Genomic DNA, 24138 nt, shown 5'->3' with positions numbered 1-24138 from the left:
TTCCGACGCATGCCACCTGAGCATGCGCCCGAATGCCGCTTCGTCGGGGCGTATCGGTCGGATTTTGTGAGTCTACAGCGAACCGTCGATGGCCTGCCGCAACAGGTGCGCGAGCGCATTCTGCTGCACGGAGTCCGCCGCGACGAGCTCCTCGTCCGAGCCGTCCAGGGCCCGCGCGGCGAGCCCCTGCTTGCTGTCGATGAGCTCAGCGATCTTGGCGTCGATGGTGTGCGCGGCGATGATGCGCCACGCGGTGACGGGCTCCTCCTGGCCGATGCGGTGCACGCGGTCGATCGCCTGCGTCTGCTCCGCAGCCGTCCAGCTGAGCTCGGCGAGCACCACGTTGGAGGCGGCCTGCAGGTTGACGCCGACGCCGGCCGCCGTGAGCGAGCACACCGCGACCGAGACCTCCGGGTCGTTGTTGAACGCGTCGATGGCGGCCTGGCGGGCCACAGCGCTCTGGTCGCCGCGCAGCGACACCGTCTTGAGCTCGCGCTTGGCGAAGGTCTCCTCTGCGGCATCCATGACGTCGATGTGCTTCGCGAAGAAGACCACCTTGCCGACGGAGCGGACCAGCTGGGCCGCGTAGTCGGCGGCGAGCGCCGCCTTGGCCTGGCCGATCTTGCGCACCATGGTGAACACGTTGTCGCCGGACTTGGCGGCCTTCGACTCCTCGAGCTCTGCATGCGCGACGGCGCGGACGAAGCTGTCGAACTGGTCCTCGTCGAGCTGCCCGACGGTGAGGCCACGGGAGGAGACGAGGGCGAGGAAGCGCTCGCGCAGCCGGTAGCCGAGCTCGCGCTCCGCCTGGCGGATGGAGCGCCCGAGGTCGTCGTCCAGCTCCACCGGCAGGTCGGCGATGCGCTTGGCCGGCAGGTCCTTGGCCACGTCGACCTTGCGGCGGCGCACGATGCCCATGTCGATGACGGCGGCGCGTGCCTCGGCGTAGAAGCCCATGTCGGCCGGCGTGAGGCCGGACTCCTCGAGCTTGGCGAGCAGGGCGGGGGCCGGCTTGTCGCCGTTAATCCAGCCGAGGTACTGCCAGATCGCGCGGAAGTCGTCGACGTCGTTGATCAGCGGGGTTCCGGTCAGGGCCATGAGCAGCGGGTCGCCGCCCGGCGTGGTCTGCCGGATCTTGTCGGCCAGCGCCAGCACGTGCTTGGAGCGCTGCGACTGCAGGTTCTTGATGAAGTGCGCCTCGTCGACGACCATGCCGCGGAACCCGAGGGTGCCGAGCCAGGTGCGGTGCCGGTCGAGCACGTCGTAGTTGACGATGACGACGTCGGCGAAGGCGTCCAGGGTGTCGCCGTCGCCGTGGATGACCGTCGCGCGGCGGTGCGGCGTCCAGCGCTCCACCTCGCGGGCCCAGTTCATCTTGACGACGTTGGGCACGACGGCCAGGAGCGGGTAGGCGTCGGCGACGGATGCCGCGAGCACGCTCTGCGCGGTCTTGCCGAGTCCCGGCTCGTCGGCGAGCAGGAAGCTGCGGTGACCGCGGCGCACGCTCTCCACGAAACGGGCCTGGTGCTTCATCAGCGTCATGCCCTTGGGCGAGAGACGGTCGATCTTCGGCGCCTCCGGCAGCTCCATGCTGGCGGACTGGCCGCCGGAGCCGTACTCGAAGGACTTGAACAGGGGGCTGAGCAGCTCCCAGTTGGCGAGCCTGCGCACCGGCACGACGGGCGTGGCCGGGCGGGAGAAATCGGGGGCGAGGAACGGGTTCGCCAGCTGGCGGGCCTTCACCGACTGCGGGATCACCTGGTTCTCGGCGATCTCGGGCTTGGCCTCCGGCTCGCGGGTGATGATCAGCTCGTCCGGGCTGAGCTCTGCACCGGATTCCAGCAGCCAGTCGCGGCGGAAGCGCTGCGCGACGGCGCCGACCCCGGCGTCCGGCTCCAGCAGGGTGATCAGGCTGGTGTCGCGGGCCGCTGTCTTGGCCAGGATCTGGGCGATGCCGTCGAGGCGCTTGAGCAGTTCGGCGCGGCTGGCGTCGCTGATCTCTGGATCGGTCTTCACCCGAGCGCGCTCCTCGCGCATCAGCAGGGCAATGACCTGGAACTTGGTGCGGTTGGTCGGGCCGACCTTGCCGCCCTGCGCCTTCGCCTCCACCTCGCGCACCTTGCGGGCGAGGATCGGGATGATGGGCGCCTCGTCATCGCGGCTGCGGGTGCGCTGACGGGAGCGTCGCTGTTCGGGCATTGTTCTCCAACTCTCGGATGCCTGCGTTCGCCCTCGACCGGTTGCTGCCCGGTGATGCCCGCGAACTACGCGCCGAACCCATCCCCAAGCAACGTGCCGTGCACGGTCGAGGCGGTGACAGGGTCTGCCGACGCGGTATCAGTGTACTGCGTCGGCGGGGTTTTCAGGCCTTGCTCGGCACCTTGATGAAGATTCCGCTGGCAATGAAGATCAGGGCGGCCACGAACTGCAGAGAGACCCAGCCCTGCCCGTGCAGCTCGATGACGACGATCGGGTTCCAGAGCACGGCGATCGGGGCCAGGCCGATCAGCCACCACCACGCCTTCCCCTGCACGGCGAAGACGCAGACGATCAGGGCGAGGATGCTGACCACGAAGCGGATGATGGTGAAGGCGTCGACGTCCAGCAGCGCGAGCCCCACCATCAGCGCGATCGCTCCGAGCAGCCCGGGCGCCAGCGCCGGACGGCTGAACTCTGGCGTGGCGGAGCGTGCGGGGGTGCGGGCGGCGGGGCGATTCGACATGCTCCCAGCGTAGGCGCTCACCGGCCCCGGCCTACACGCCGCCGCCGCCTCCCCCGCCGCCGCCGCCACCGCTGAAGCCGCCGCCGCCGGAGCCGCCGCTGGAGGAACTCGAGGAGGAGCTCGACCAGGAGCTCGACGAGGCGGTGCTGAAGCTGCTCACCCCGACGGCGAAGGCGGCCAGGTTGAAGCCGCTGCGGCCCTGGTACCAGTCGGGCTCGCCGCTCTGGGCGTAGAGCGAGGCAAGCGCCGCCGCCCACTCCTTCTCCTGGCCGAACAGCGCGGCGTACGGCAGCAGCTTCTCGTGCAGCCGGAGCACCTGCGCGTCGGACGGGCCGCCAGCGGGCCTGCCGCCCTGCACTCCCGGCACCGCGTCGCGCAAGGCGCCGCTCGGGCTCTGCAGCATCCGCAGCCGGTCGGCCTCCGCCAGCCGGATGAACAGCTCCAGGCCGCGCAGGTGTTCGACGGCGAGCGCGCCCTGGGCGGTGAGCGGGCGGATGTCGGCGAGCCAGATCGCGGTCAGCACGGCGGCGAGGCCCGCCACGAGGATGGCGGCCAGCGGCCACAGCCCGCCGCGGTCCGATTCGAGGGCGATCGCGCTGAGCACCACCGTCAGCACCGCGCCGCACAACGCCGCGGCGACGAGGAGCACCCGCCGGCCGGCATCCGCCCGGCGCCGGAAGCCCGCGGCGCGCGACCGCTTCCTGGTCGCCGCGGTCACCGCGTGCAGTTTCGTACCGATGCTGTTGCTCGTCGTGCCGAGCGTGTGCCGCTCGCCGGGACGGAGACTCTCGCCGAAGATGGCGGTCAGCACCGGGCGGAGCGGGCCGCTCGCGGCGTCCGGGTCCACCAACTCGAGCTGGAAGCGGCTCTTCTTCAGCTCGATCACACGCAGGGCGCGGCCGACGGCGAGGTCGAGGATGGCCGCCGTGACGCCCTTCTTCTCGCGGCCCAGCAGCTCGGCGGCGAGCAGCACGTCGACCCCGGCCGGCGGCTCATACTCGGCGATGACAATGCCCCGGCCCGGCGCGTCACGCCAGCGCCGGCGGCGGGTGATGACCGCGGCGGCGAACACGCCAAGCGTCGCCAGGGCGGCGCCGACCCCGGCGATGCCGGACGGCGAGGCGGCCAGGGAGCCGTCCCGCGGCACGAAGGTTCCCGGCTCGAATCCGACGGCCATGGTCAGGTTCTCGTACGCGCCGAGCCCGCTCGCCTCCGCAACGACTCTCGGCGGGTCGCTCGGCGGGGCGCTCTCGGCGAGCACGATCTGCTCGCACGGCTGGCTGGAGCCCTGCGGGCCGCGGTAACAGGCCATCTGCCCGTTCAGGGCGGCGACGAGCTCCGCGTCCATCCGCAGCGTCGCCCCGACCCGGTCGAAGGGCTGAGCCCAGCCGACGCCGTTGACGTCGCGGTAGAACTCCTGCTGTGTTCCGTCATCCGGCTCCAGCGTGATGTTCTGCTGGCTGTAGCGGATGACGTAGCTCTGCGCGCCGTGCACGTAGCCGTCGGCGGCGATCGTGACGATGAGGAACTCGCCGTCCTCGTCCTCCTCGCTCTCGTACGGGCGCGGCACGCCGTTCTCGTCGGTGACGCCCTGCACGACCAGGTCGGTGGGGTGCCCGTCGTAGCGCAGCGGGATCGCCCGGCGGATGCCCCTGTTCTGGTCGAACTCCGGGAACACCGCCACGAGCGTCTCCGTCGTCTCGAGGGTCGAGCGCCCCTCGGCGTCGCGGCCGAGCAGGTAGTCGGCGTCGAAGGAGGCGAAGCGGAACTCGTCGACGCCGGTGCCCACTGCAGCCACCGGCTCCACGGCCGCCTGCGCGGCCGGCACCGTGCCGGCCAGCCCCGTGCCGATTCCGAGCAGCAGCAGGGCGGCGGCGAGGAGGGGCAGCGGGCGGCGCAGGCGTTGCTTCATGGCCTCCACAGTATCGGCCCGCATGGAGGCTGCTGCCGCTAGTCTGGGTGCGTGATCGAAGACATCAAGAAGCGTGCACTGCACCGCACCCGCATCCTCGAGGGGCAGATGCGCGGGCTCGAGAAGATGATCGAGAACGAGGACTACTGCGTCGACATCATCACGCTGTCCCTGGCGATCCAGAAGTCGCTCGGCTCGCTGAACAAGCTGCTCGTGGAGAACCACCTGCGCACCCATGTCACGCACCAGTTCGAGGCGGGCGGCGACGAGCGCGATGCCGCCGTCGCCGAGCTGCTGAAGGTCTTCGAGCTCAGCAACAACCGCGGCTAGGCGCATGAGCACCCTGCGCGACGCCGCGCCGTCGACCGCCGGCCCGCTGGACGCCGACCCTGCGGTGGCGCGCTTCCAGCAGCTGCTGCGCGTGCCGACGATGTCGCGCACCGACCCGTCCGAGACGGACTGGCCCGCGTTCACCCGCTTCCGCGAGATGCTCGCCGAGCTCTACCCGCTCGCCCATGCCGGGCTCGAGCTGGAACTCGTCGCGGAGCACTCGATGCTGTTCCGCTGGCGAGGCACGACGGATGCCGCACCGCTGGTGCTCATGGCGCACTACGACGTCGTCGCGGCGAGCGCGGAGGGCTGGCGGCATCCGCCGTTCGACGCCGTGGTCGATGGCGACGGGGCAGAGCGCGTGCTCTGGGCGCGCGGCGCCCTCGACGACAAGGCCGCCCTCGTGGCGATCCTGGAGGCCGTCGAGTCCGAGCTCGCGACCGGCCTCACCCCGAGCCGCGACATCTACCTGAGCTTCGGCCACGACGAGGAGACCCACGGCAGCGGCGCGCAGGCGGCAGCGGCGCTGTTCGCCGAGCGTGGCATCCGCCCTGCCCTCGTTCTCGACGAGGGCGGCGCCATCGTGAGCGGCGTGCTGCCCGGCCTCGCCCGGCCGAGCGCCATGATCGGCGTCAGCGAGAAGGGCATCACCAGCCTGGCCCTCGCGGTGCAGCAGCAGGGCGGGCACGCCTCCACTCCCCCGAAGATGACGGCGACGGTGCGGCTGGCCCGCGCCATCGTGCGGCTGAATGCCCGGCCGTTCCCCACCGCGATCAACCCGGCGATCGCCGAGATGCTGCGCATCGTCGGCGCGCACAGCAGCGGGCCGCTCGCGGCGGTGTTCCGGCGTCCCCGCCTGTTCGGCCCTGTGCTGCGCCTCGTCTTTGCGCGGATGAGCGACGAGACGAACGCCCTCGTGCGCACCACGACGGCCGTCACCCAGCTCTCCGGCAGCATGGCGCACAACGCCCTCGCCGAGCGGGCAGAGGCGATCGTGAACGTGCGCGTCGCGGTCGGCTCCAGCATCGCCGAGACGGTGGCGCACGTGCGCCGCGCGATCGCCGACCCGCTCGTGCAGGTGTCGGTGCACCAGTCCAGCGAGCCGTCGCCCGTCTCCCCCATGTCCGGGCCGGCCTGGCAGTCGATCGTCGACGCGGTCTCCGCCATCGACGGCGAGGTGCTCTCCACCCCCTACGTGCAGACCGGGGCGAGCGACAGCCGCTGGTTCACCGGCGTCAGCGATGCCGTCTACCGCTTCACGCCGTTCGAGATGAGCGCGGAGGAACGGGCGACCCTGCACGCCCAGGACGAGCGGATCCACGTGGCGACGTGGCTGCGCGGGATTGACTTCTACCGACACCTCATCGCAGGCCGCTGACCGAGATCGCGTCGGAGAGCACGTCGATGGGCGTCGTGGTCGTCGGCACGGCGAACAGGCGCTCGATGGCCGGCCGCAGCGCGTCGAGCCAGAGCTCGTAGCCGGCCGCCGTCAGGTGCAGGCCGTCCTCGCTGTGCACGGGCGAGAGCGCGCCGTTCTCGTCGGCCAGAACGGGCCACAGGTCGAGGAACTGCGCCCGCACGGTGCTGGAGTACTGCCAGAGGTGCCGGTTGATGTCGCGAATGGATGCCGCGAACTCCGGCTCGCGCGGGAGCACCGACTGCACCAGCATCCGCGTGCTCGGCTCATGCTTGTGCACCGTGGCGAGAATGCTCTCCACATTGCGCACCACGTGCTCGACGGACTTGCGCCAGGCCAGGTCGTTGGTGCCGATGAGAAGCACATAGGCGTCGGGGCGGTTGGCGAGCACCACGTCGACCTCGGCCAACACATCGGCCGTCGTCGCGCCCCCCGCGGCATGGTTGCTCACCGTGAATTCGGGGAGCCACTCGTCCCAGCGCCCGGCGGCCGTCAGACTGTCCCCCACAAACGCGATTGTTCCAGGCATGACGAACCTCCGAGATCTATCCTGCCCCCGGATGCTGTGATTTGGCTAGGTTCGGGCCGCGACGCCTAGGTGCCAGGGGCGTTCTGCGCGAGCCAGCCGTCGAGCTCGCTCGGGGTGTCGGTGATGATGCCGTCGACGCCGAGCGCACGCACCTCTGCCCAGCTGCGCTCGGAGTTCAGCGTGTAGCAGAGCACGCCGAATCCGGCCTCGTGCAGGCGCTGCAGGGCCTCCGGCGCCGCCGTCACCGCACGGGCCGTCGTGCCGAGAGCCAGCACGCCCAACTGCCTGGCCATCGGCACGGGGTCCTCCGGCAGCTCACGGATCAGCATCAGCCGCGGGATCTGCGGCGCCGCCTCCTGCAGGTTCTGCAGTGTCTCGATGCTGAAGCTCTGCAGCATCACGCGGGAGCCGACAGCCGACGCGTCGACGACGGCGAGCACCCGGTCGATCTCCGACAGCGTCCAATCCGACTTCAGCTCGATCAGCAGGCGCTTGTCGTAGTCGGCGGCCAGGTCCAGGAACTCGGCGAGGCTCGGCATCCGGGTGCCGGCGAAGCGCGCGCCGTAGAACGCGCCGACGTCCAGCCGCTTCAGCTGCCGCTCGCTCAGCTCGCCGACGCGCGCGCTTGTGCCGGCGACGCGCTCGAGCGTCGTGTCGTGGAAGAGCATCGGGACGCCGTCCCGGCTCAGCTGCACGTCGGTCTCGACGAACTGCATGGCGTCGTTCTCGAACGCGGCGGTGAAGGCGGGGATCGTGTTCTCCGGTGCGACGGAGCGGTCGCCGCGGTGGCCGGCGATGAAGGCAGGGTCCCCCGGCAGGCGCAGCGCGCCGAAGACGTCCGAGGCGTACACCTGGCTGCTGCTCGGCGCGAGCAGGACGGCATTCAACAGGGCCAGCACCACTCCGGATGCCGCGAGCACCAGCGCACGCTTCATGGCCGAAACCCTACCCCACGCGTTACCGTTCCGTTATAAAACGGAAAACGCCGCCGACGCCCCAAAGCGGGGGGGTCGGCGGCGTTCGCGGGCGACGGGGACTAGATCAGGCCCTTGGTGTGCCAGACCGTCTTCGTCTCGGTGAATCCGGTGATGCGGCCGAGCGTGGGCGCGGCGGCATCCGGCCCGTTCTCCGGGGTGAAGACCCGCTTGAGGGTGTCGGCCGCGGCGACCTGCATCGAGATCCAGTCGAGCGAGCCCGCACCGACCAGGTCGATGGCGTTCACGTCGGCGTGGCTGGCCAGCCACGGCGTGATCTCGGCCGGCGAGCCGGTGAGGATGTTCACGACGCCGCCGGGCACGTCGCTGGTGGCCAGCACCTCGCTCAGGCTGATCGCGGCCAGCGGCAGCTTCTCGCTGGCGATGACGACGACCGTGTTGCCGGCGACGAGCGCCGGCGCGACGGCCGAGACCAGGCCGAGCAGCGAGGAGCCCTGCGGGGCGACGATGGCCACGACGCCGGTCGGCTCCGGCACCGAGATGTTGAAGTACGGGCCGGAGACCGCGTTGGCGTTGCCCGCCACCTGCACGTACTTGTCGGCCCAGCCGGCGTACCAGACCCAGCGGTCGATGGCCTCGTCGACCTGCGCGGAGGCCGCCGCGGCGCTGACGCCCTCGACGTCGCGGATCTCCGCGACGAACTGGGCGCGACGGCCCTCGAGCAGCTCGGCAATGCGGTAGAGCACCTGGCCGCGGTTGTAGCCGGTCGCCCCGGACCAGCCGGAGACGGCGGAGCGGGCCGCGACCACGGCGTCCCTGGCATCCTTGCGGCTGGCCATGGCGGCGTTGGCGAGGAACTCGCCGCTGTTCGAGAGCACCTCGTAGGTGCGCCCGGACTCGCTGCGCGGGAACTTGCCGCCGATGTAGAGCTTGTAGGTCTTGGGAACGGCGAGGCGGGTCATTTGCTGGCCTTCTTTGCGGTCTTGGCCTTCGGGGTAATGGCACTGGTTGATGCTGCGGTGACGGCCTTGGCCGGCGCCGCGGTGCTGGAGGCCGGCTTCAGGTACGCGGCGAGGCCGTGGCGGCCGCCCTCGCGGCCGTAGCCGGACTCCTTGTAGCCGCCGAACGGGCTGGCCGGGTCGAAGCGGTTGAAGGTGTTCGCCCAGATCACACCGGCGCGCAGCTTGTCGGCCACGGCCAGGATGCGGCTGCCCTTGTCGGTCCAGATGCCGGCGGAGAGGCCGTACGGCGTGTTGTTGGCCTTGGCGATGGCCTCGGCCGGCGTGCGGAACGTGAGCACGGAGAGCACGGGGCCGAAGACCTCGTCGCGGGCGATGCGGTTGCTGGTGGACACGTTGGTGAAGATGGTCGGCGCGAACCAGAAGCCGTTCTCGGGGATGGCGCAGTCCGCCGTCCAGCGCTCTGCACCCTCCTGCTCGCCGATGTCGCTGAGCTCACGGATGCGCTCCAGCTGCTCGCGGCTGTTGATGGCCCCGATGTCGGTGTTCTTGTCGAGCGGGTCGCCGAGGCGGAGCGTGGAGAGGCGGGCCTTCAGCCGGTCGATGACCTCGTCGTGGATGTTCTCCTGCACGAGGAGCCGGCTGCCTGCGCAGCAGACGTGGCCCTGGTTGAAGAAGATGCCGTTGACGATGCCCTCGATGGCCTGGTCGATGGGGGCGTCGTCGAAGACGATGTTCGCCGCCTTGCCGCCGAGCTCGAGGGTGAGGCGCTTGTCCGTTCCGGCGGTCGAGCGGGCGATCATGCGGCCGACCGCGGTGGAGCCGGTGAAGGCCACCTTGTTGACGTCGCCGTGGTTGACGAGCGCCGAGCCGGTCTCGCCCGCGCCGGTGACGATGTTGACGACGCCGGCGGGCAGGTCAGCCTGCTGCAGGATCTCGGCGAAGATCATCGCGGAGAGCGAGGTGGTCTCGGCCGGCTTGATGACGACGGTGTTGCCGGCGGCGAGCGCCGGGGCGATCTTCCACGCCAGCATCAGCAGCGGGAAGTTCCACGGGATCACCTGGGCGGCGACGCCGAGCGAGGCGGGGTTGGCGCCGAGGCCGGCGTGGTCGAGCTTGTCTGCCCAGCCGGCGTAGTAGAAGAACCAGGCGGCGACGAGGGGCACGTCGACGTCGCGGCTCTCCTTGATCGGCTTGCCGTTGTCGAGGGTCTCGGCGACGGCGAGCTCGCGGGCCCGCTCCTGCACGAGCCGGGCGATGCGGAACAGGTACTTGCCCCTGTCGCTGCCGGACATCCGCGACCAGGTGGTGTCGTAGGCCCGGCGGGCTGCGGCGACGGCGCGGTCGACGTCGGCCTCTGAGGCGTGGGCGATGTTCGCGATGTGCTTCTCCGTCGCCGGGGAGATGGTCTGGAACGGCGTTCCCTGGCCCTCGACGAACTCGCCGTCGATGAACAGGCCGTAATCGCTCTTCAGGTGCAGTATCGACTGCGACTCAGGGGCTGGTGCGTATTCGAGAAAACTCATGTGTCTGGTCCTTAGTCGATCGTCACGTAGTCGGCGCCGGAGTAGTGACCGCTCGCCATCTTCTGTCGCTGCAAGAGCACGTCGTTCAGCAGGCTGGAGGCGCCGAAGCGGAACAGGTGCGGCGTCAGCCACTCCTCACCGACGGTCTCGGCCACGGTCACCACGTACTTGATGGCGTCCTTGGACGAGCGGATGCCGCCGGCCGGCTTGACGCCGATCTTCTCGCCCGTGAGGCGGTACCAGTCACGCACGACCTCGAGCATCAGCAGCGTGACCGGCAGGGTCGCCGCCGGGGCGACCTTGCCGGTGGAGGTCTTGATGAAGTCCGCCCCCGCGAGGATCGCCAGCCAGGATGCCCGGCGCACGTTGTCGTAGGTGTTCAGCTCGCCGGTCTCCAGGATCACCTTGAGGTGGGCATAGCTGCCGTCCGGGCGCTTGCACGCCTCCTTGACGGCGACGATCTCGTCGTAGACGAGGCCGTAGCGGCCGGAGAGGAACGCGCCACGGTCGATGACCATGTCGATCTCGTCCGCGCCCGCCCGCACGGCGTCGGCCGTGTCCTCGAGCTTGATCGAGCGGGACGCCCGGCCACTCGGGAACGCGGTGGCGACGGCGGCGACGCTGACGCCGCCCTTGTCCGGGTCGCCGTGGGCGGCGCCGAGGGCCGCGACCGCGTACGGGACCATGTCGCCGTAGACGCAGACGGCGGCCACCCGCGGGCAGCTGGGGTCGCCGGCATCCGGGGTCAGCGCCTTGGCGACCAGCGAGCGCACCTTGCCGGGGGTGTCAGCACCCTCGAGGGTGGTGAGGTCGATCAGCTTGATGATGGTGTCGAGCGCCCACGCCTTGGACGTGGTCTTGACCGAGCGGGTGCCGAGGGCGGCTGCACGCTGCTCCAGGCCGACCGCGTCGACGCCGGGGATGCCGTGCAAGTAGCGGCGCAGGTTGGCGTCGCTGGGCTCCCCGCCGATGAGCGCAAGCGCTCGCTCGGTGGGAATGAGTTGGGTGCCTGTCACGAGGTGTCCTCACTGTTTGGGCGGTAATGATGTGCGGTTGTTGAGTTGGGGGGGGTCAGTCGCCGAGCAGGGCGTTGGCGGTGTCCTCGTCGGTCACCAGCACGGTGCAGAGCCCGCTGCTGACGACCGCGCCGGCGACGGCGTGCTTGCTGGGTCCGGCGATGACGGCGATGGAGAGGGCGGAGCGGCGCAGGTCGTCGAGCCGGAGCCCGACGGTGCGGTCGTCGAGGGCCGGGTCGACGATGTTGCCGTTGCTGTCGATGTAGCGGCCGATGACGTCGCCGACGGCGCCCTTCCGCACCAGCTCCGTGACGTTGTCGGCGGTGATGTATCCGCTGTCGACGTGCACCGAGTTCTGGTCGGCCGCACCGGCGCTGAACAGGTAGGCGCTGGCCGTTGCCGCCATCTCGAGCACGGCGGCGACCGAGCGGTCGGCCTCGATGGCGCGCTTGGTCTCGATGCGCTCCAGGATGGCCGGGCTCGGCAGCAGCGTGGCCTGGCCGCCGGCCTTGCTGGCGATGGTGACGGCCGTTGTCGCCGCCGTGCCCGCCCGCTTGTTCAGGCTGACGCCGCCGTTGATCTGCACGACGTTGACGCCGGGCGCCCAGCCCTGCTTGAGGTGTATGGAGACGTCATGCAGGGTGCGGCCCCAGCTGAGGCCGAGGGTGCGCGGGATGGGGCGCAGGGAGGTGAGGTAGTCGGCGGCGGCCTGGGCGGTGCGCGACTGCAGCTCGTCGTCGCCGCTCACACCGGCGGAGGAGACCACGATCGCGTCGGTCAGCCCGAGCTTCTCGCGGAGCCGGCGCTCGATCGGGAGCCGGCGGGCGCGCGGGTGCACGATCTCGATCCGGATGAAGCCGTTGGCCTTCGCCTGGGCGAGCAGCCGCCCGACCTTCCAGCGCGTCAGGCGCAGTATTGATCCGATCTCGTCCTGCGTCTTGTTCTCTTCGTAGTAGAGCTCCGCAGCGCGGATCGACAACAGCTCGTCGTGTTCGACCATGGTCCGCCTTCCTTCCTCATCCAGCGTAAGCGCGCGCAGCCCCACATATCAACACTCGTTGCGCTTTCTGCTCATATGAGCAGACGGGTGGCCGCCCGCGCGCACTCTATGCTCGAAGCCATGTCTGCATCGTTCGCCATCGCCGTCGACATCGGCGGCACCAAAGTCGAAGCCGCCCTCGTCGATGAGAACGGCGCCGTGCTCGCCGGCAGCCGCCACCGTGCGCCGACCGGGCCGGAGCGCAGCGCGGAGGAACTCGCCGCGAGCGTGCGCAGCGCCCTCGGCGGCGTGCTCGCGCTGATCGGGCCGGATACCGCCGTCTCCCCCGAGCGCATCGCCGGTGTCGGCATCGGCGCGGCCGGGCCGGTGAACCTCGTCGACTCCCGCGTCTCCCCGCTCAACATGCCGGTCTGGGACGACTACCCGCTCAGCGCCCTCGTCGCCGACACAGTGCACCCCGTCGTGCCCGGCGTGCCCGTCACCCTGCGCCTGGACGGCCTGTGCATCACGCTCGCCGAGCACTGGGTGGGCGCGGCATCCGGCCACGACAACGTCATGGGCATGATCGTCTCCACCGGCGTCGGCGGCGGCCTCATCCTCGGCGGCCGCACGGTGCCGGGCCCAACCGGAAACGCGGGCCACATCGGCCACGTCGAGATCGGCGGGCACGAGGATGCCTGCCCGTGCGGCGGCAGCGGCTGCCTCGAGGCCGTCGCCTCTGGCCCGCGCACCGTCGCCTGGGCAAATGCGGAGGGCTGGGTCGGCGGCACGGGCGAGGAGCTCGCGGCGGCCGTGGCCGCGGGCGACCCGATCGCCCTCCGCGCCGTGGCGCGCTCCGGACGCGCCATCGGGCGCGCGATCGCCTCGGCCGCCAGCCTCGTCGACCTCGACATCGTCGCCATCGGCGGCGGCTTCTCGCACGTGAGCCCGCTCCTGTTCGAGCACGCCCGCGCCGCGGTCGCCGAGCGCGCCACGTTCGGCTACGTCACCCGGGTGCAGGTGGTGCCCTCCGCGCTCTCCGGCGAGGGCCCGCTGATCGGCGCTGCCGCCCTGATCCACCGCGCGGAGATGGTCGACTAGCCGCGCCGACACGGTCGACTAGCCGCGCCAACATGGCCGGCTAGCCGCGCTGCGCGTGCCCGTCCTCGAGCATGTGCGGCCGCGCCACGATGGAGCCGGCGAGTGCGCACACCACGGCGGATCCCATCAGCACGAGCAGCGGCACGGTCCAACCGCCAGTGACCTCGTGCAGCAGGCCAACCAGCAGCGGCCCGAACGCGCCGATCGTGTAGCCGCCGCCCTGCACGAAGCCGCTGAGCGCGACCGCGCCCTCGTGGGTGCGGGTGCGCAGGTTGATCAGGGCGAGGGAGAGCGGGAAGATCAGCGGCCCGCAACCGGCCAGGCCGACCCACAGCCAGGTGAGCTGGGCGGGCACGAGCAGCAGCCCGAGGTAGCCGACGAGGAAGAAGGCGACCCCGACGTAGACCAGGATGCCGACGTGGCGCAGCCGAGCGGCGAGCAGCGGGATCACCAGCGAGGCGGGCAGGCCCATGGCCGCGTAGAGCGAGAGCATCGCGCCGGCCTCACCGGGGGTCAGCCCGGCGGAGTCGATCAAGAGGCCGGGCAGCCAGGCGAACATCGCGTAGGCATTGAGCGAGGACACCGCGAAGACGACCATGAGCGACCAGCCGACGCTGGAGCGCCACGCCTTGACCAGCAGTTGTGGCTTCGCCTCCTCCGGGAGCGCGGACTTGTCCGGGCGGTGCCCGATCGCGAGGATCAGCCAGGGCACCAGCGCGATCGTGGCGAACACGGCCCACATGCCGAGCGAGAACTGCCAGCCGTCGGCATCCGCGACGGGGACCGCCAGCAGCGGCGGCAGGAACGTGCTCACCGAGAGCGCCGTCGCGTACAGCGTGGTCATCAGCCCGATGCGGTCGGGGAAGTACTTCTTGACCAGCGGAGGCAGCAGCACGTTGCCGACGCCGAGGCCGGCGAAGGTGATGGCGCTGCCGAGGAGCAGCATCGGCAGAGACACCGACAGCCCGCGCACGCTGTGGCCGAGCACGATGGCCACGAGGGCGATGATGAGCGTCGGTTCGAGGCCGATGCGGCGCGTGAACACCGGAGTGAAGATGCCGAACAGCGCGAAGCAGACGGGCGGCAGCATGCCGAGCACGCCGAGCGCGGTCGGCGAGAGCGGGATGTCGGCGGCAATGTGGTCGGCGATCGGCGACAGTGCGGCGACGGCGGTGCGCAGGTTGAGTGCGACGATCAGGATGCCGAGCAGCGCGAGGGTACGCCCAGCCCAGAGCGGGCGGGCGGTTTGTTCGGTCACCTGTGAAGTCTAGGCTGGCTGACATGAGCGAGCTGGCCAAACACCTCCCCCTGAGCCAGGGCGAGCGCGGCGATGATTCCGCGGTCAGCGGCGACTGGGGCCCTGCCCTGGCGCTCGTGCTGTACCGCATCGTCGCCCTGATCGAGAAGATGCCGGCCGAGCGATGGGCCGCGGGCGAGCCCGCCGGGCAGCTGGGCCAGGCCGCGAGCCCGGCCGAGGCGAGCGCCGTGCTGCTCTGGCGGCTGCGGACGCCGGCAGCCGAGCGGCGGGCGGCGCTCCGGCGAGAGCTGCCGCGGCATCCGCTGCGGCCGACCGCCGCGCTCGAGCGCACGATCCGGGCGGGCGCGGCGGCGACGCCGGCCGGCCCGAGCGCCGAGCTGCGCGCACTGGCCGCCCGGACCGGGCAACCGCCCGTGCGCATCGGCGAGCTGGCCGCCGCTGTCTGCGCGGCCCTCGACATCGCGAGCGTGGCCGGGGAGCCCACCGGGCTGGCCCCGCTCAGCAGCGGCGCCGTCGCCCTCTACCAGGCGCAGCGTGCGCCCTACGCCGCGCGGGCCGCGGTGCGCGGGCGGCGCCTGCACGCGGTCGACGCGGACTGGAGCGTCGGGCGCGGGGAGAGCATCGACTCCGACGCCGAGACGATCCTGCGCTTCCTGTTCGGGCGCGGAACGCACGTCCCGGGCAGCTGAGGACGCGGGCCAGAGACTGTCAGGCCGGCAGGCATTCGGGCCACGAGGCGCTCAGGCCCCGGGGCACTCAGGCCAGGGGCGCTCAGGCCAGCAGGGCCTTCGCCTGCACGACGTCGTCGGCCATCTGCCGGATCAGCGGCTCGATGCCGGTGAACGCCACCATGCCACGGATCCGCTCGGCGAACTCGACCTGGACCTCGTGGCCGTAGAGGTCCAGCTCCTCGTCGATGACGTAGGCCTCGACCTGCTTCTGCGGCACACCCTCGAACGTCGGGTTGTTGCCGACCGAGATGGCGGCCGGGTAGCGCACGCCGTCCTCGTCGACGAGCCAGCCGGCGTAGACGCCGTCGGCGGGCACGAGTCCCTCGGAGTCCGGGGTGAGGTTCGCCGTCGGGAAGCCGAGCTCGCGGCCGCGCTTGGCGCCGTGCACGACCTCGCCGCGCACGGTCGGGATGTGCCCGAGCAGGCGGCCGGCTCCGGCGACGTCCCCGTCGGCGAGAAGTTCACGGATCCAGGTGGAGGAGATGCGCCGATCGCCGTCCGGGTGCACATCGTCGATGACCTCGACGGTGAAGTCGAGCTCTGCGCCGAGCGCGCGGAGCAGCTCGGCGTCGCCGGCGCCCTTGGCGCCGAAGCGGAAGTCGCGGCCGATCAGCACGTGCGCCGCGTGCAGGGCGTCCACCAGGATCAGGCGGACGAAGTCCTCCGGGGGCTGATTGGCCAGCGTCTCGTCGAAGGCGAGCACGACGGTGGCGTCCACCCCGGTCTCGGCCAGCAGGTCGAGCTTCTGCCGGGTGCTGACGAGCGACTTCGGGCATTTCTCTGGAGCGAGGTACTCGAGGGGGTTGCGGTCGAAGGTGACGGCGACGGAGGCGAGTGCGTCGGCATCCGCTCGTTTGAGCATCGCGTCGATGAGCGCGCGGTGCCCGGCGTGCACGCCGTCGAACTTGCCGATGCTCACGGCGGAGCGGCGCCAACCGGACGGCACCTCGGCGATCCCGGAGAAGATCTGCATCATGCGGCCTCGGCTGCCGCGGCGACACGCTCCGAGCGGCGCACCGTGGCGAGCCACCAGAGGCCGAGCCAGGGCAGCACCAGCGGGATGAACAGGTAGCCCATGCCGAAGAACGACCACACGGTCGCCTCAGGGAACAGCTGGGGCATGGCCACGCTGAGCGCGCCGACGATGAGGACGCCGACCGCCTCGAAGCCGATCGCGGCCCACGCGACGCGGCTCCACGCTTTGCCGGGGGCGATCAGGGCGACGGTCGCCACGAAGTAGACGAGCGCGGCGATGGCCGAGAGGGTGAAGGCGAGCGGGGCGGTGTCGAAGCGCTCGATGATCTGCACGGCCGAGCGGCCGGCCGCGCCGAGGGCGAGCACCGCGTACACGGCGATGAGGAGTCGGCCGATGCCGCTCGAGCGGGCGGCTCGGGGGCGGGGCGAAGGCTGAACAGTCACAGTCATCGATTATCGCAGCAGTGTCGGGCGCCCAGAAACCACGAGCTCAGACACCCTGCACCGTCCAGATCTGCAGCATCCGGTAGAGCATGACGGCCACCGCGAGCGCGGCGACGCCGAGGATCACGGTGCTCCACTTGCTGCGCTCGATCAGCGCCCAGAAACCGGCGGCGATCGGCAGCAGCGCGGCCGAGATCAGGTACACCCAGAACTCCAGCAGGCTGCCGCTCGGGTCGTTTCCGGTGAGCGGGGCGACGATCGCGATGACCACTTGGACGATCAGGAGCAGCTCGACGATGCCGAGGGCGCCGAGCACGAGGTCACTCGGGGTGCGCCCGGCGAGTCCGCGCACAATCGCGAGCAGCCCGGCCGCCACGGCCACAGCGATCTGCAGGTAGGTGAACCACTCGATCACGCTGGTGACTCCTCGGGGCTGGTCGGTGCGGGGCTGGACTGTGCGGGGCCGGTCGGTGCGGCGTTGGTGGGTGCCGCGTTCGTGGGTGCGGATGCCGGGGCATCGCTCGGGAAGTTGACGACGGACTTGCCGTTGCTGCCGCGCAGCTCCAGCAGGCCGACGAGGCGGCCGTCCGGGGCGATTGCGGCGCGGAGGCCCGGCGCGGTGTCCGCGCGCTGCGCGTCGTCCAGCGCGATCCGCTTGCCGTGGCCGAGGTCGATGGCCTGCTGCGCGTCCAGGTTGACGACCGGGAACAGCAGGGCGGCGGCGGCAGCCGGCGGGATCAGCGAGCTGGCGACGTCGAGGGAGTCGAGCTCACCGGCATCCGCCACCTGGAACGGGCCGATGCGGGTGCGGCGGAGCGCGGTCAGGTGGCCGCCGACGCCGAGCGCGGCGCCGAGGTCGCGGGCCAGGGCCCGGATGTAGGTGCCGGAGGAGCACTCCACGCGCACCTCGAGGTCGAGATAGCCGTCGACGGCGGTGCTGCCGAGCAGTTCGAAGGCCGAGACGGTGACCGCGCGGGACTTCAGCACGACCTCCTCGCCGGAGCGAACCAGGGCGTACGCCCGCTTGCCGTCGACCTTGATCGCGCTGACCGAGCTCGGCACCTGCTCGATGTCGCCGGTGAGCGCGGCGATGCCGGCGGTGATGCCGGCGGGGTCGATGGCGGTGGCGCCCGCGGCGGGAACCTCGCCGATCAGCTCGCCCTCCGCGTCATCCGTGGTGCTGGCCGCGCCGAGCCGGATGGTCGCGTAGTACTCCTTGTCGAGCCCGACCACATAGGTGAGCAGGCGCGTGGAGCTCTCGATGCCGAGCACGAGGAGGCCCGTCGCCATCGGGTCGAGGGTGCCGGCGTGGCCGACCTTGCGGGTGCCGGCCAGGCGCCTGGTCCTGGCGACCGCGTCATGACTGGTCCAGCCCTGCGGCTTGTCAACAAGAAGAATGCCGCTGCTGCTCACAGTGCAAGGCTAACATCGGCGCGCGGCCCCGCCCTCCGCCCGCTCCTCTGCGCTCCCCCCGCCGCCCCGGCCCCCGGTCAGGGCCTACGCTCGAAACATGAGAATTGCGGTCATCGGGGCGGGAGCCCTGGGCGGAACCTTTGCCGCGCTGCTCAGCCGGGCGGGGCACGAGGTCGAGGTGACCGCGCGCGGCGCCCAGCTGGCGGCCATCCGCGAGCACGGAATCCGGTTGAGCGGCGGCTTCGGCGAGAGCACGGCGCTGGTCGCGGCGGCCGAGGTGTTGACGGCGCGGCCCGAGCTGCTGCTGCTCTGCACCAAGGCGCAGGATGCCGAGGCGGCCCTCGCCCAGAACATGGGCGTGCCCGGAGGGCTGGATGGTGTGCCCGTCATCGTCGTGCAGAACGGCCTCGACGGGGTGGCGACCGCGGAGCGGCTGCTGCCGGAATCCGACTGCTTCGGACTGCTCGCCATCATCGCCGCGAACTACACGACACCCGGCGAGGTGCGCATCACGACGGCCGCGCCCAGCTATCTGGGGCGTGGCTCCGGGCCGGCGGATGCCGCGACCAAGCACTGGCAGGCCGTGCTCTCCGGCGCCGTGCCGGTCATCGCGCAGGACAACTTCATCGGCGCGCAGTGGACCAAGCTCATCGTCAACATGCTGAACGGCCTGCCCGCCATCACCGGCCTGACCGTGCAGGAGGTCGTCGGGCACCGGCGCCTGCGCCTGGCGATGACCCGCAGCATGCGCGAGGCCGTTCGGGTGGCCGTCGCCCACGATGTGCACTTCGGCGCGCTGCAGGGCTTGAGCGACGCCCGGCTGCGCCTCTTCGTGCGGATGCCGCTTGCGCTCGGCCAGATCCTGCCGCTGTCGATGAAGTGGCGGATGGGCTCGGTGCCGAACCTCGGCTCGACCCAGCAGAGCCTGCGCCGGGGCCAGCCGAGCGAGATCGACTTCCTGAACGGCGCCGTCGTGCGGGAGGGTGCCGCGGTCGGCATCCCCACGCCCACGAACGCCGCCATCACCGCCCTCGTGCACGAGGTGGAGCGCACGGGCGAGTTCCTCTCCCCCGAGCTCGCCCTCGCCCGCCTCGCCGCCGCGGCCTGAACCTGCGCGTCGCCTCGGCCGCCGGGGCCCGCTGGATGCCGCGGCATTCGTTGCTGGTTGGCTCCGGGGCTTCGGGCGCTGCGCTGCTCCTTCGTCGCGGCGCTGCGCCCTCCAGCCGACGTGCACCCCACGTTGGCTCGAGGGAGCGCCAGCGACCGAAGCCAGCAGCGCCGTCGCGCATCCCCACGTTGGCTCGAGGGAGCGCCAGCGACCGAAGCCAACACCGCCCCCGCGCATCCTCACGTTGGCTCGAGGGAGCGCCAGCGACCGAAGCCAACGCCGCGAGAGTGCAGTATTCGTTCGCCAAACGGCTCTCCCTGCGCGAATGCTGCACTCTCGCGACGTGCGGACTCAGCAGGCCGGCGGCGCGGCTCAGCAGCTGTCGGCGAAGACGCGGCGCGGGTGGGCAGGGTCGTGGTTGTCGACGATGGCGGTGGCCTGCGTGCGCGGGTGCGCCTCGCCGAAGTAGATCCGGTCTGCCTCGCCCTCCGGCCCCGCCAGCGGCTCGCTGTCGAGGAAGATGCTGTAGTTCCAGAGACCGCGCAGTTCCGGTCGGTTGATGAAGCGGCCGTCGATGATCAGCGTCGCGTCGATCGGCCCGGTCAGCCACTTCGGCTGCACCTGGATGCCGCGCTTGGGGTCGAACGCCTTCGTCACGAACCCGGTACTGCCGCCCATCCGAAACGGCTCGACGAGCACCCGGCGCAGCAGCGAGTAGTCGAAGCCGTAGTTGTAGTAGCGCTCCGCCGTGTCGTCGCCGAACTTCGCCTGCTCCTCGCGGGAGCGGTGGAACCACTCCAGGCTGGCTCGAAACACCGGGTGGCCGCGCTCGGTGAGCACTGCGGCCAGGTCGTCGCCGAAGGCCGTCTTGCCGCTCTGCAGCGCGCCGTCGATCGCGACGATCGTGCGGCCGTGGCCGTAGTTGTGCATGATCTCGTCGCCGAGGGCTCGCAGAAAACGCACACGCGGGGTCAGAACGAGTTCCATGAGCTGAGCCTACGCCGCGCTCGCCCCTGCCCGGGCCGCCTACGCTGGAGCTGATGAGCACGCGCACCATTCCACCCCACAACGCCGAGCGCCCCGACGCGGGCGAGACGCCTGAGACCGGCCTCGCCACCGAGATTGTCAACTGGTTCCACGAGAACGGCCGCGCCCTGCCCTGGCGGGAGCCCGGTTTCAGCGCCTGGGGCACGCTGGTCAGCGAGTTCATGCTGCAGCAGACACCGGTGGCCCGCGTCATCCCGCACCTCGAGGCCTGGCTGGAGCGCTGGCCGACGCCGGCCGACCTCGCCGCGTCTCCCCCGGCCGAGGCGCTGCGCGCGTGGTCGAGCCTCGGCTACCCGCGCCGGGCGCTCTGGCTGCACGAGGCCGCCGTGCAGATCACCGAGCGGCACGGCGGCGTCGTGCCGAGCGACGTCGACGCCCTCCTCGCGCTCAAGGGAGTCGGCGACTACACCGCGCGAGCCGTCGCCGCCTTCGCGTATGGCCTGCGGCATCCGGTCGTCGACACCAACACCCGCCGGGTGATCGCCCGGGCCGTGCAGGGGCAGGCCGAGCCCGCGCCGCCCAGCCGCGGCCGCGACCTCGCCGCGATGGAGGAGCTGCTGCCCGCGGGCGAGAGCGCCGCCCACGATTTCAACGCCGGGATGATGGAGCTCGGCGCGCTTGTCTGCGTCGCCAGGAACCCGCGCTGCGGGCAGTGCCCCCTGAGCGCTCGCTGCGCCTGGCTGGCCGCCGGCTCCCCCGCCTACCTCGGCCCGCTGAAGGCGGTGCAGAAGAAGTACGAGGGCTCCGACCGCCAGGTGCGCGGGCTCATCATGAAGGAGCTACGGGCAGCCCACAAGCCGGTGACGGATGCCGAGATCGACAGCGTCTGGCCGGATGCCGCGCAGCGCTCCCGAGCGCTGGCCGGGCTGCTCGCCGACGGTCTGGCCGTGGCATCCGCCGAGGGCGGGTACACGCTGCCGCACGCCTAGCGCGACGAGCGACGTCGCCGGCTTTGCCGAGTAGTCGCCTCACGCCGCGTTGGCTGGAAGGAGGCATCGGCGGTCGGCGCGCCTCCGCACGCTGGCTGGAGGGAGCGCCAGCGACCGAAGCCCTGAGCGTGTGCCCGATCAGGTTGGAGGGGTTTCGTTCCGGCCGCGGCTTCTACTCGACGAGGACGGGCTGGCGCTCCCGCTGGCGCTCGAGCAGGTCGGCCAGCTGGGTGCGGGACCTCGTCGATCTTCGCCACGGCGTCTCCGCGTCGGTGCGTCCGTTCCGCAGCCAGGGCGGCGGTTTCACGTGCGGGACGCCGTCGATCATCAGGATCCGCCAGCCGCTCGTCTCGATCGTGCGGTGGTGGAACCAGCACAGCAGCACCCCGTTCCACGCGTATCGCTAATATGCCCGTATGGATCAACTGCGCTCCGTCGCCATCTATGCCCGCATATCGTCTGACCCGAGTGGACAGGCTCTGGGCGTGGCCCGCCAGCTTGAGGACTGCCGCAAGCTCGCCGCCGAGCGCGGCTGGGGCGTGGCCGAGGAGTACGTCGACAACGACGTGTCCGCTTACTCCGGCAAGACGCGGCCAAGTTATCAGCGGATGGTGGCCGACATCGAGCAGGGGCGGCGCGATGGCGTGGTCGTCTACAACCTCGACCGGCTCACTCGCCGCCCGGTCGAGCTGGAACAGTTCGCCGAGATCTGCGAACGGGCAGGTGTGCGGCAGCTCGCCACGGTGACGGCGGACGTGGACCTTGGAACCGATGATGGCATGTTCATGGCGCGCATCTTCGCAGCGTTCGCCGCGAAAGAGTCCGCCCGGAAGTCGGAGAGGTTGCGTCGGAAGGCCCGGCAGAACGCCGAGGCGGGCAAGCCCGGCGGAGGCGCGAACCGGCCCTTCGGTTACGAGCCGGACAAGCTCACCGTGAACCCGGTCGAGGCCGAGCTGATCCGGCAGGCCATGCGACGGGTGCTCGCGGGGGAATCGGTGCGGTCCGTGGCAGTGTGGATGGATACCCAGGGCGTCCCGACCAGCACCGGGGCGGAGTGGCGCACACCCACGCTGCGGGCGATTCTGCTTTCGCCGCGGATCGCCGGTCTGCGCTCCCACCTCGGCGAGGTCGTCGGGCCGGCCATCTGGGACGGCATCATCACGCTCGAGGAGCGGCAGCAACTGCTCAACGTGTTCGCTGCCAAGGTGGCGACCGGGCGGCGGACCCCGCGCAGCTACCTGCTCAGCGGGATGCTGCGCTGCGGCAAGTGCGGCGGGAGACTGTTCTCCTCCGCCCGCCAGCTCGAGCGCCGCTACGTGTGTTTGTCCGGGCCGGACCACGGCGGCTGCGGCGGCATCACCGTCACCGCCCCGCCGGTGGAGGAGTGGATCGCCGCCGCCGTGCTCTACCGGCTGGACACGCCGCAGATGGGCGACACCCTCACCGGGCGGCGGGCCGACGACGCCCGGCACAGCGAGCTCCTGGAGCAGCTGACCTGCGCCCAGGCGAAGATGGCCGAACTGGCCAGCATGTGGGCGGACGGGGATATCTCCCGCCCGGAGTGGAAGGCCGCCCGGGAACCGCTGGAGCATCGGATCAAGACCATCGACCGCCAGCTCTCCCAGATCACTGGGAGCACAGCGCTGGAGGGCATCGTCGGCCACGGGCAGGAGCTGCGCACCCGGTGGGAGGGGATGAACCTGCAGCGGCAGGCCGCAATCGTCGCCGCCGTGCTCGATCACGCCGTGATCACCCCGGCGGTGAAGAAGGGTGGGAAGTTCGACCCGAACCGGATCGAGCCAGTCTGGACCCTGTGAGGCCCGCGCCCCCGGCTCGCCCCTCCGGGACCGCGCCCGGGGCCCCGGACCCCAACAGGTGTCCCACCCGCACCACGATGGCGGCATCGGCGACGAACACCGGCACACCTTGCTCAATGCAGGTGCGCTCCACCCACGCCCGCACCGCATCCGCATCGAGGGCCATCAGCGCCCCCACTGCGCCCAGATCGCCGGAGCGCCCTGCCAGTCGGCATTCTCCGCCGACGACCACCGCGTCACCGGCGCACCGCTCATCAACTCCGACGCTGCCCCGATGACCGCGTCCGACGAGGATGCCGACAAGCGCAACACAGCAGGCTGGAAACCCTGCGCAACGTCATAGCGGTGCAGGCCGAGATCGCGCACGGTCGGGTCAGCGAACGTCTTCGCGACGTACTTGGACAGGTAGCCTGCGGCACGCCGGGCCTGTGAGAGGTCGCCGGAGCCGACCGGGAGATCCCCGAGCAGCTTGATGTGAACGAAGCCGTGCGGCCAAGCATCCAGGATCAGGGACCGTTTGATGTATCGACCCACGGCGAAGTGCGCGTGCAGGCCGTGCCCGGACTTGTGCCACTCTGGGACCCACACATACGGCAACGCCGCCCCGCCCAGGCTCTCCCGCAGCGCACGGAAGAAGCCCGCCAGGTGCTCGCGGAGCGCTGCCGGGTCATGGTTGCCCGCGCCCGCGTAGGTGAGTGTGCCGAGCCGGTTCAGTCTGTTGGCGGCGCAGTAGCGGCGGAGCTTGGCCCGGGCGCGACGGCCCGCCTCGGCAGCGGCCCGCTCCGGATCGGCGGCGGAGCCTGACGCGACATACTCGGGCACCCGGCGCACTGAGTACTGGAACGAGCCGCCTCCTTCCCCGGCATCCGGGTAGAGGCTGAACTGCCAGCCCGCATCCGGGCGCACGAGGGACTGCAAGGACGACGCTGAAGCGTGAGGAGACATAAGGGACCAGTGCTCGATGCCGACAGGAACACCGAAGTGCCGTCG

General features: G+C 71.1%; 24 protein-coding genes. 7 read left to right on the top strand and 17 right to left on the bottom strand.

The window, feature by feature from the left end:
- Window positions 1–72: 72 nt before the first annotated feature.
- The 3 genes from BLT62_RS07605 to BLT62_RS07595 all read right to left on the bottom strand — a co-directional run bounded on the left by BLT62_RS07605 (window position 73) and on the right by BLT62_RS07595 (window position 4634).
- Window positions 73–2199, bottom strand: a complete 2127-nt coding sequence (locus BLT62_RS07605; protein ID WP_083363514.1) for a DEAD/DEAH box helicase — start codon at window positions 2197–2199, stop codon at window positions 73–75.
- Between the two features lie 163 nt (window positions 2200–2362).
- On the bottom strand, window positions 2363–2722 hold the full coding sequence (locus BLT62_RS07600; RefSeq protein ID WP_083363513.1) for a DUF6804 family protein: 360 nt from the start codon (window positions 2720–2722) through the stop codon (window positions 2363–2365).
- A gap of 31 nt (window positions 2723–2753) precedes the next feature.
- Window positions 2754–4634, bottom strand: coding sequence for a DUF2207 family protein (locus BLT62_RS07595; RefSeq protein ID WP_172829660.1), 1881 nt, complete (start codon window positions 4632–4634; stop codon window positions 2754–2756).
- 51 nt (window positions 4635–4685) lie between these two features.
- Between BLT62_RS07595 and BLT62_RS07590 the strand changes: the two genes are divergently transcribed.
- The gene (locus BLT62_RS07590) at window positions 4686–4964 is read left to right on the top strand and encodes a metal-sensitive transcriptional regulator (RefSeq protein WP_083363511.1); all 279 of its coding nucleotides are present in this window, start codon (window positions 4686–4688) and stop codon (window positions 4962–4964) included.
- A 4-nt stretch (window positions 4965–4968) separates the two neighbouring features.
- Window positions 4969–6342, top strand: a complete 1374-nt coding sequence (locus BLT62_RS07585) for a M20/M25/M40 family metallo-hydrolase (protein WP_231919392.1) — start codon at window positions 4969–4971, stop codon at window positions 6340–6342.
- On the opposite strand, the gene BLT62_RS07580 is transcribed toward BLT62_RS07585, so the two are convergent.
- The 6 genes from BLT62_RS07580 to BLT62_RS07555 form a co-directional block, all read right to left on the bottom strand.
- The gene (locus tag BLT62_RS07580) at window positions 6326–6910 is read right to left on the bottom strand and encodes a GDSL-type esterase/lipase family protein (protein WP_083363510.1); all 585 of its coding nucleotides are present in this window, start codon (window positions 6908–6910) and stop codon (window positions 6326–6328) included. The two genes, BLT62_RS07585 and BLT62_RS07580, sit on opposite strands and share 17 nt — an antisense overlap.
- A gap of 65 nt (window positions 6911–6975) precedes the next feature.
- Window positions 6976–7845, bottom strand: coding sequence for a glycerophosphodiester phosphodiesterase (locus BLT62_RS07575; RefSeq protein WP_083363509.1), 870 nt, complete (start codon window positions 7843–7845; stop codon window positions 6976–6978).
- 101 nt (window positions 7846–7946) lie between these two features.
- Window positions 7947–8807 carry an aldehyde dehydrogenase family protein gene (locus BLT62_RS07570; protein ID WP_083363508.1) on the bottom strand — a complete coding sequence of 287 codons (861 nt, stop codon included), beginning with the start codon at window positions 8805–8807 and terminating at the stop codon, window positions 7947–7949.
- On the bottom strand, window positions 8804–10330 hold the full coding sequence (locus tag BLT62_RS07565; RefSeq protein WP_083363507.1) for an aldehyde dehydrogenase family protein: 1527 nt from the start codon (window positions 10328–10330) through the stop codon (window positions 8804–8806). Before BLT62_RS07565 ends, BLT62_RS07570 begins: the two co-directional genes overlap by 4 nt.
- A gap of 11 nt (window positions 10331–10341) precedes the next feature.
- Complete coding sequence (gene deoC, locus BLT62_RS07560; protein ID WP_407662187.1) at window positions 10342–11328, bottom strand: deoxyribose-phosphate aldolase; 987 nt, start codon at window positions 11326–11328, stop codon at window positions 10342–10344.
- Window positions 11329–11401: 73 nt separating this feature from the next.
- Window positions 11402–12346 carry a sugar-binding transcriptional regulator gene (locus tag BLT62_RS07555; RefSeq protein WP_083363505.1) on the bottom strand — a complete coding sequence of 315 codons (945 nt, stop codon included), beginning with the start codon at window positions 12344–12346 and terminating at the stop codon, window positions 11402–11404.
- A gap of 120 nt (window positions 12347–12466) precedes the next feature.
- Between BLT62_RS07555 and BLT62_RS07550 the strand changes: the two genes are divergently transcribed.
- Entirely contained in the window at window positions 12467–13426 is a 960-nt protein-coding gene (locus BLT62_RS07550) for an ROK family protein (protein WP_083363504.1), read from the top strand.
- A gap of 40 nt (window positions 13427–13466) precedes the next feature.
- Here BLT62_RS07550 and BLT62_RS07545 read toward each other — a convergent pair whose 3' ends face one another.
- On the bottom strand, window positions 13467–14684 hold the full coding sequence (locus BLT62_RS07545; protein ID WP_083363503.1) for an MFS transporter: 1218 nt from the start codon (window positions 14682–14684) through the stop codon (window positions 13467–13469).
- A 23-nt stretch (window positions 14685–14707) separates the two neighbouring features.
- Here BLT62_RS07545 and BLT62_RS07540 point away from each other — a divergent pair, with 23 nt between their 5' ends.
- A complete protein-coding gene (locus tag BLT62_RS07540) occupies window positions 14708–15373 on the top strand; it encodes a hypothetical protein (RefSeq protein WP_083363502.1) in 666 nt (221 codons plus the stop codon).
- Window positions 15374–15455: 82 nt separating this feature from the next.
- Here BLT62_RS07540 and BLT62_RS07535 read toward each other — a convergent pair whose 3' ends face one another.
- The 4 genes from BLT62_RS07535 to truB are packed head-to-tail and all read right to left on the bottom strand — an operon-like array spanning window position 15456 to window position 18247.
- Window positions 15456–16388: a bifunctional riboflavin kinase/FAD synthetase gene (locus tag BLT62_RS07535; RefSeq protein ID WP_083365366.1), complete on the bottom strand. Its 933-nt coding sequence runs from the start codon at window positions 16386–16388 to the stop codon at window positions 15456–15458.
- Entirely contained in the window at window positions 16388–16840 is a 453-nt protein-coding gene (locus BLT62_RS07530; RefSeq protein WP_083363501.1) for a hypothetical protein, read from the bottom strand. Before BLT62_RS07530 ends, BLT62_RS07535 begins: the two co-directional genes overlap by 1 nt.
- Window positions 16841–16880: 40 nt before the next feature.
- Window positions 16881–17249 (bottom strand): hypothetical protein, encoded by a 369-nt coding sequence (locus BLT62_RS07525; RefSeq protein ID WP_083363500.1) that lies wholly within the window; start codon window positions 17247–17249, stop codon window positions 16881–16883.
- Complete coding sequence (gene truB / locus BLT62_RS07520; RefSeq protein WP_083363499.1) at window positions 17246–18247, bottom strand: tRNA pseudouridine(55) synthase TruB; 1002 nt, start codon at window positions 18245–18247, stop codon at window positions 17246–17248. Before truB ends, BLT62_RS07525 begins: the two co-directional genes overlap by 4 nt.
- 97 nt (window positions 18248–18344) lie before the next feature.
- Here truB and BLT62_RS07515 point away from each other — a divergent pair, with 97 nt between their 5' ends.
- Window positions 18345–19355, top strand: a complete 1011-nt coding sequence (locus BLT62_RS07515) for a ketopantoate reductase family protein (RefSeq protein ID WP_083363498.1) — start codon at window positions 18345–18347, stop codon at window positions 19353–19355.
- Between the two features lie 372 nt (window positions 19356–19727).
- Here BLT62_RS07515 and BLT62_RS07510 read toward each other — a convergent pair whose 3' ends face one another.
- Entirely contained in the window at window positions 19728–20342 is a 615-nt protein-coding gene (locus BLT62_RS07510) for a nucleoside/nucleotide kinase family protein (RefSeq protein WP_083363497.1), read from the bottom strand.
- 53 nt (window positions 20343–20395) lie between these two features.
- On the opposite strand from BLT62_RS07510, the gene BLT62_RS07505 reads away from it, so the two are divergent.
- Window positions 20396–21331, top strand: a complete 936-nt coding sequence (locus tag BLT62_RS07505; RefSeq protein ID WP_083363496.1) for an HhH-GPD family protein — start codon at window positions 20396–20398, stop codon at window positions 21329–21331.
- A gap of 172 nt (window positions 21332–21503) precedes the next feature.
- On the opposite strand, the gene BLT62_RS07500 is transcribed toward BLT62_RS07505, so the two are convergent.
- A complete protein-coding gene (locus tag BLT62_RS07500; RefSeq protein ID WP_083363495.1) occupies window positions 21504–21716 on the bottom strand; it encodes a hypothetical protein in 213 nt (70 codons plus the stop codon).
- A 31-nt stretch (window positions 21717–21747) separates the two neighbouring features.
- Between BLT62_RS07500 and BLT62_RS07495 the strand changes: the two genes are divergently transcribed.
- On the top strand, window positions 21748–23148 hold the full coding sequence (locus BLT62_RS07495) for a recombinase family protein (protein ID WP_083363494.1): 1401 nt from the start codon (window positions 21748–21750) through the stop codon (window positions 23146–23148).
- A 165-nt stretch (window positions 23149–23313) separates the two neighbouring features.
- On the opposite strand, the gene BLT62_RS07490 is transcribed toward BLT62_RS07495, so the two are convergent.
- Complete coding sequence (locus BLT62_RS07490; RefSeq protein ID WP_231919390.1) at window positions 23314–24066, bottom strand: rolling circle replication-associated protein; 753 nt, start codon at window positions 24064–24066, stop codon at window positions 23314–23316.
- Between the last annotated feature and the right edge of the window lie 72 nt (window positions 24067–24138).

The sequence above is a fragment of the Microterricola viridarii genome (assembly GCF_900104895.1).
Taxonomy (GTDB): Bacteria; Actinomycetota; Actinomycetes; order Actinomycetales; family Microbacteriaceae; genus Microterricola; species Microterricola viridarii.
This window is presented reverse-complemented; position numbering and strand designations above follow the sequence as displayed.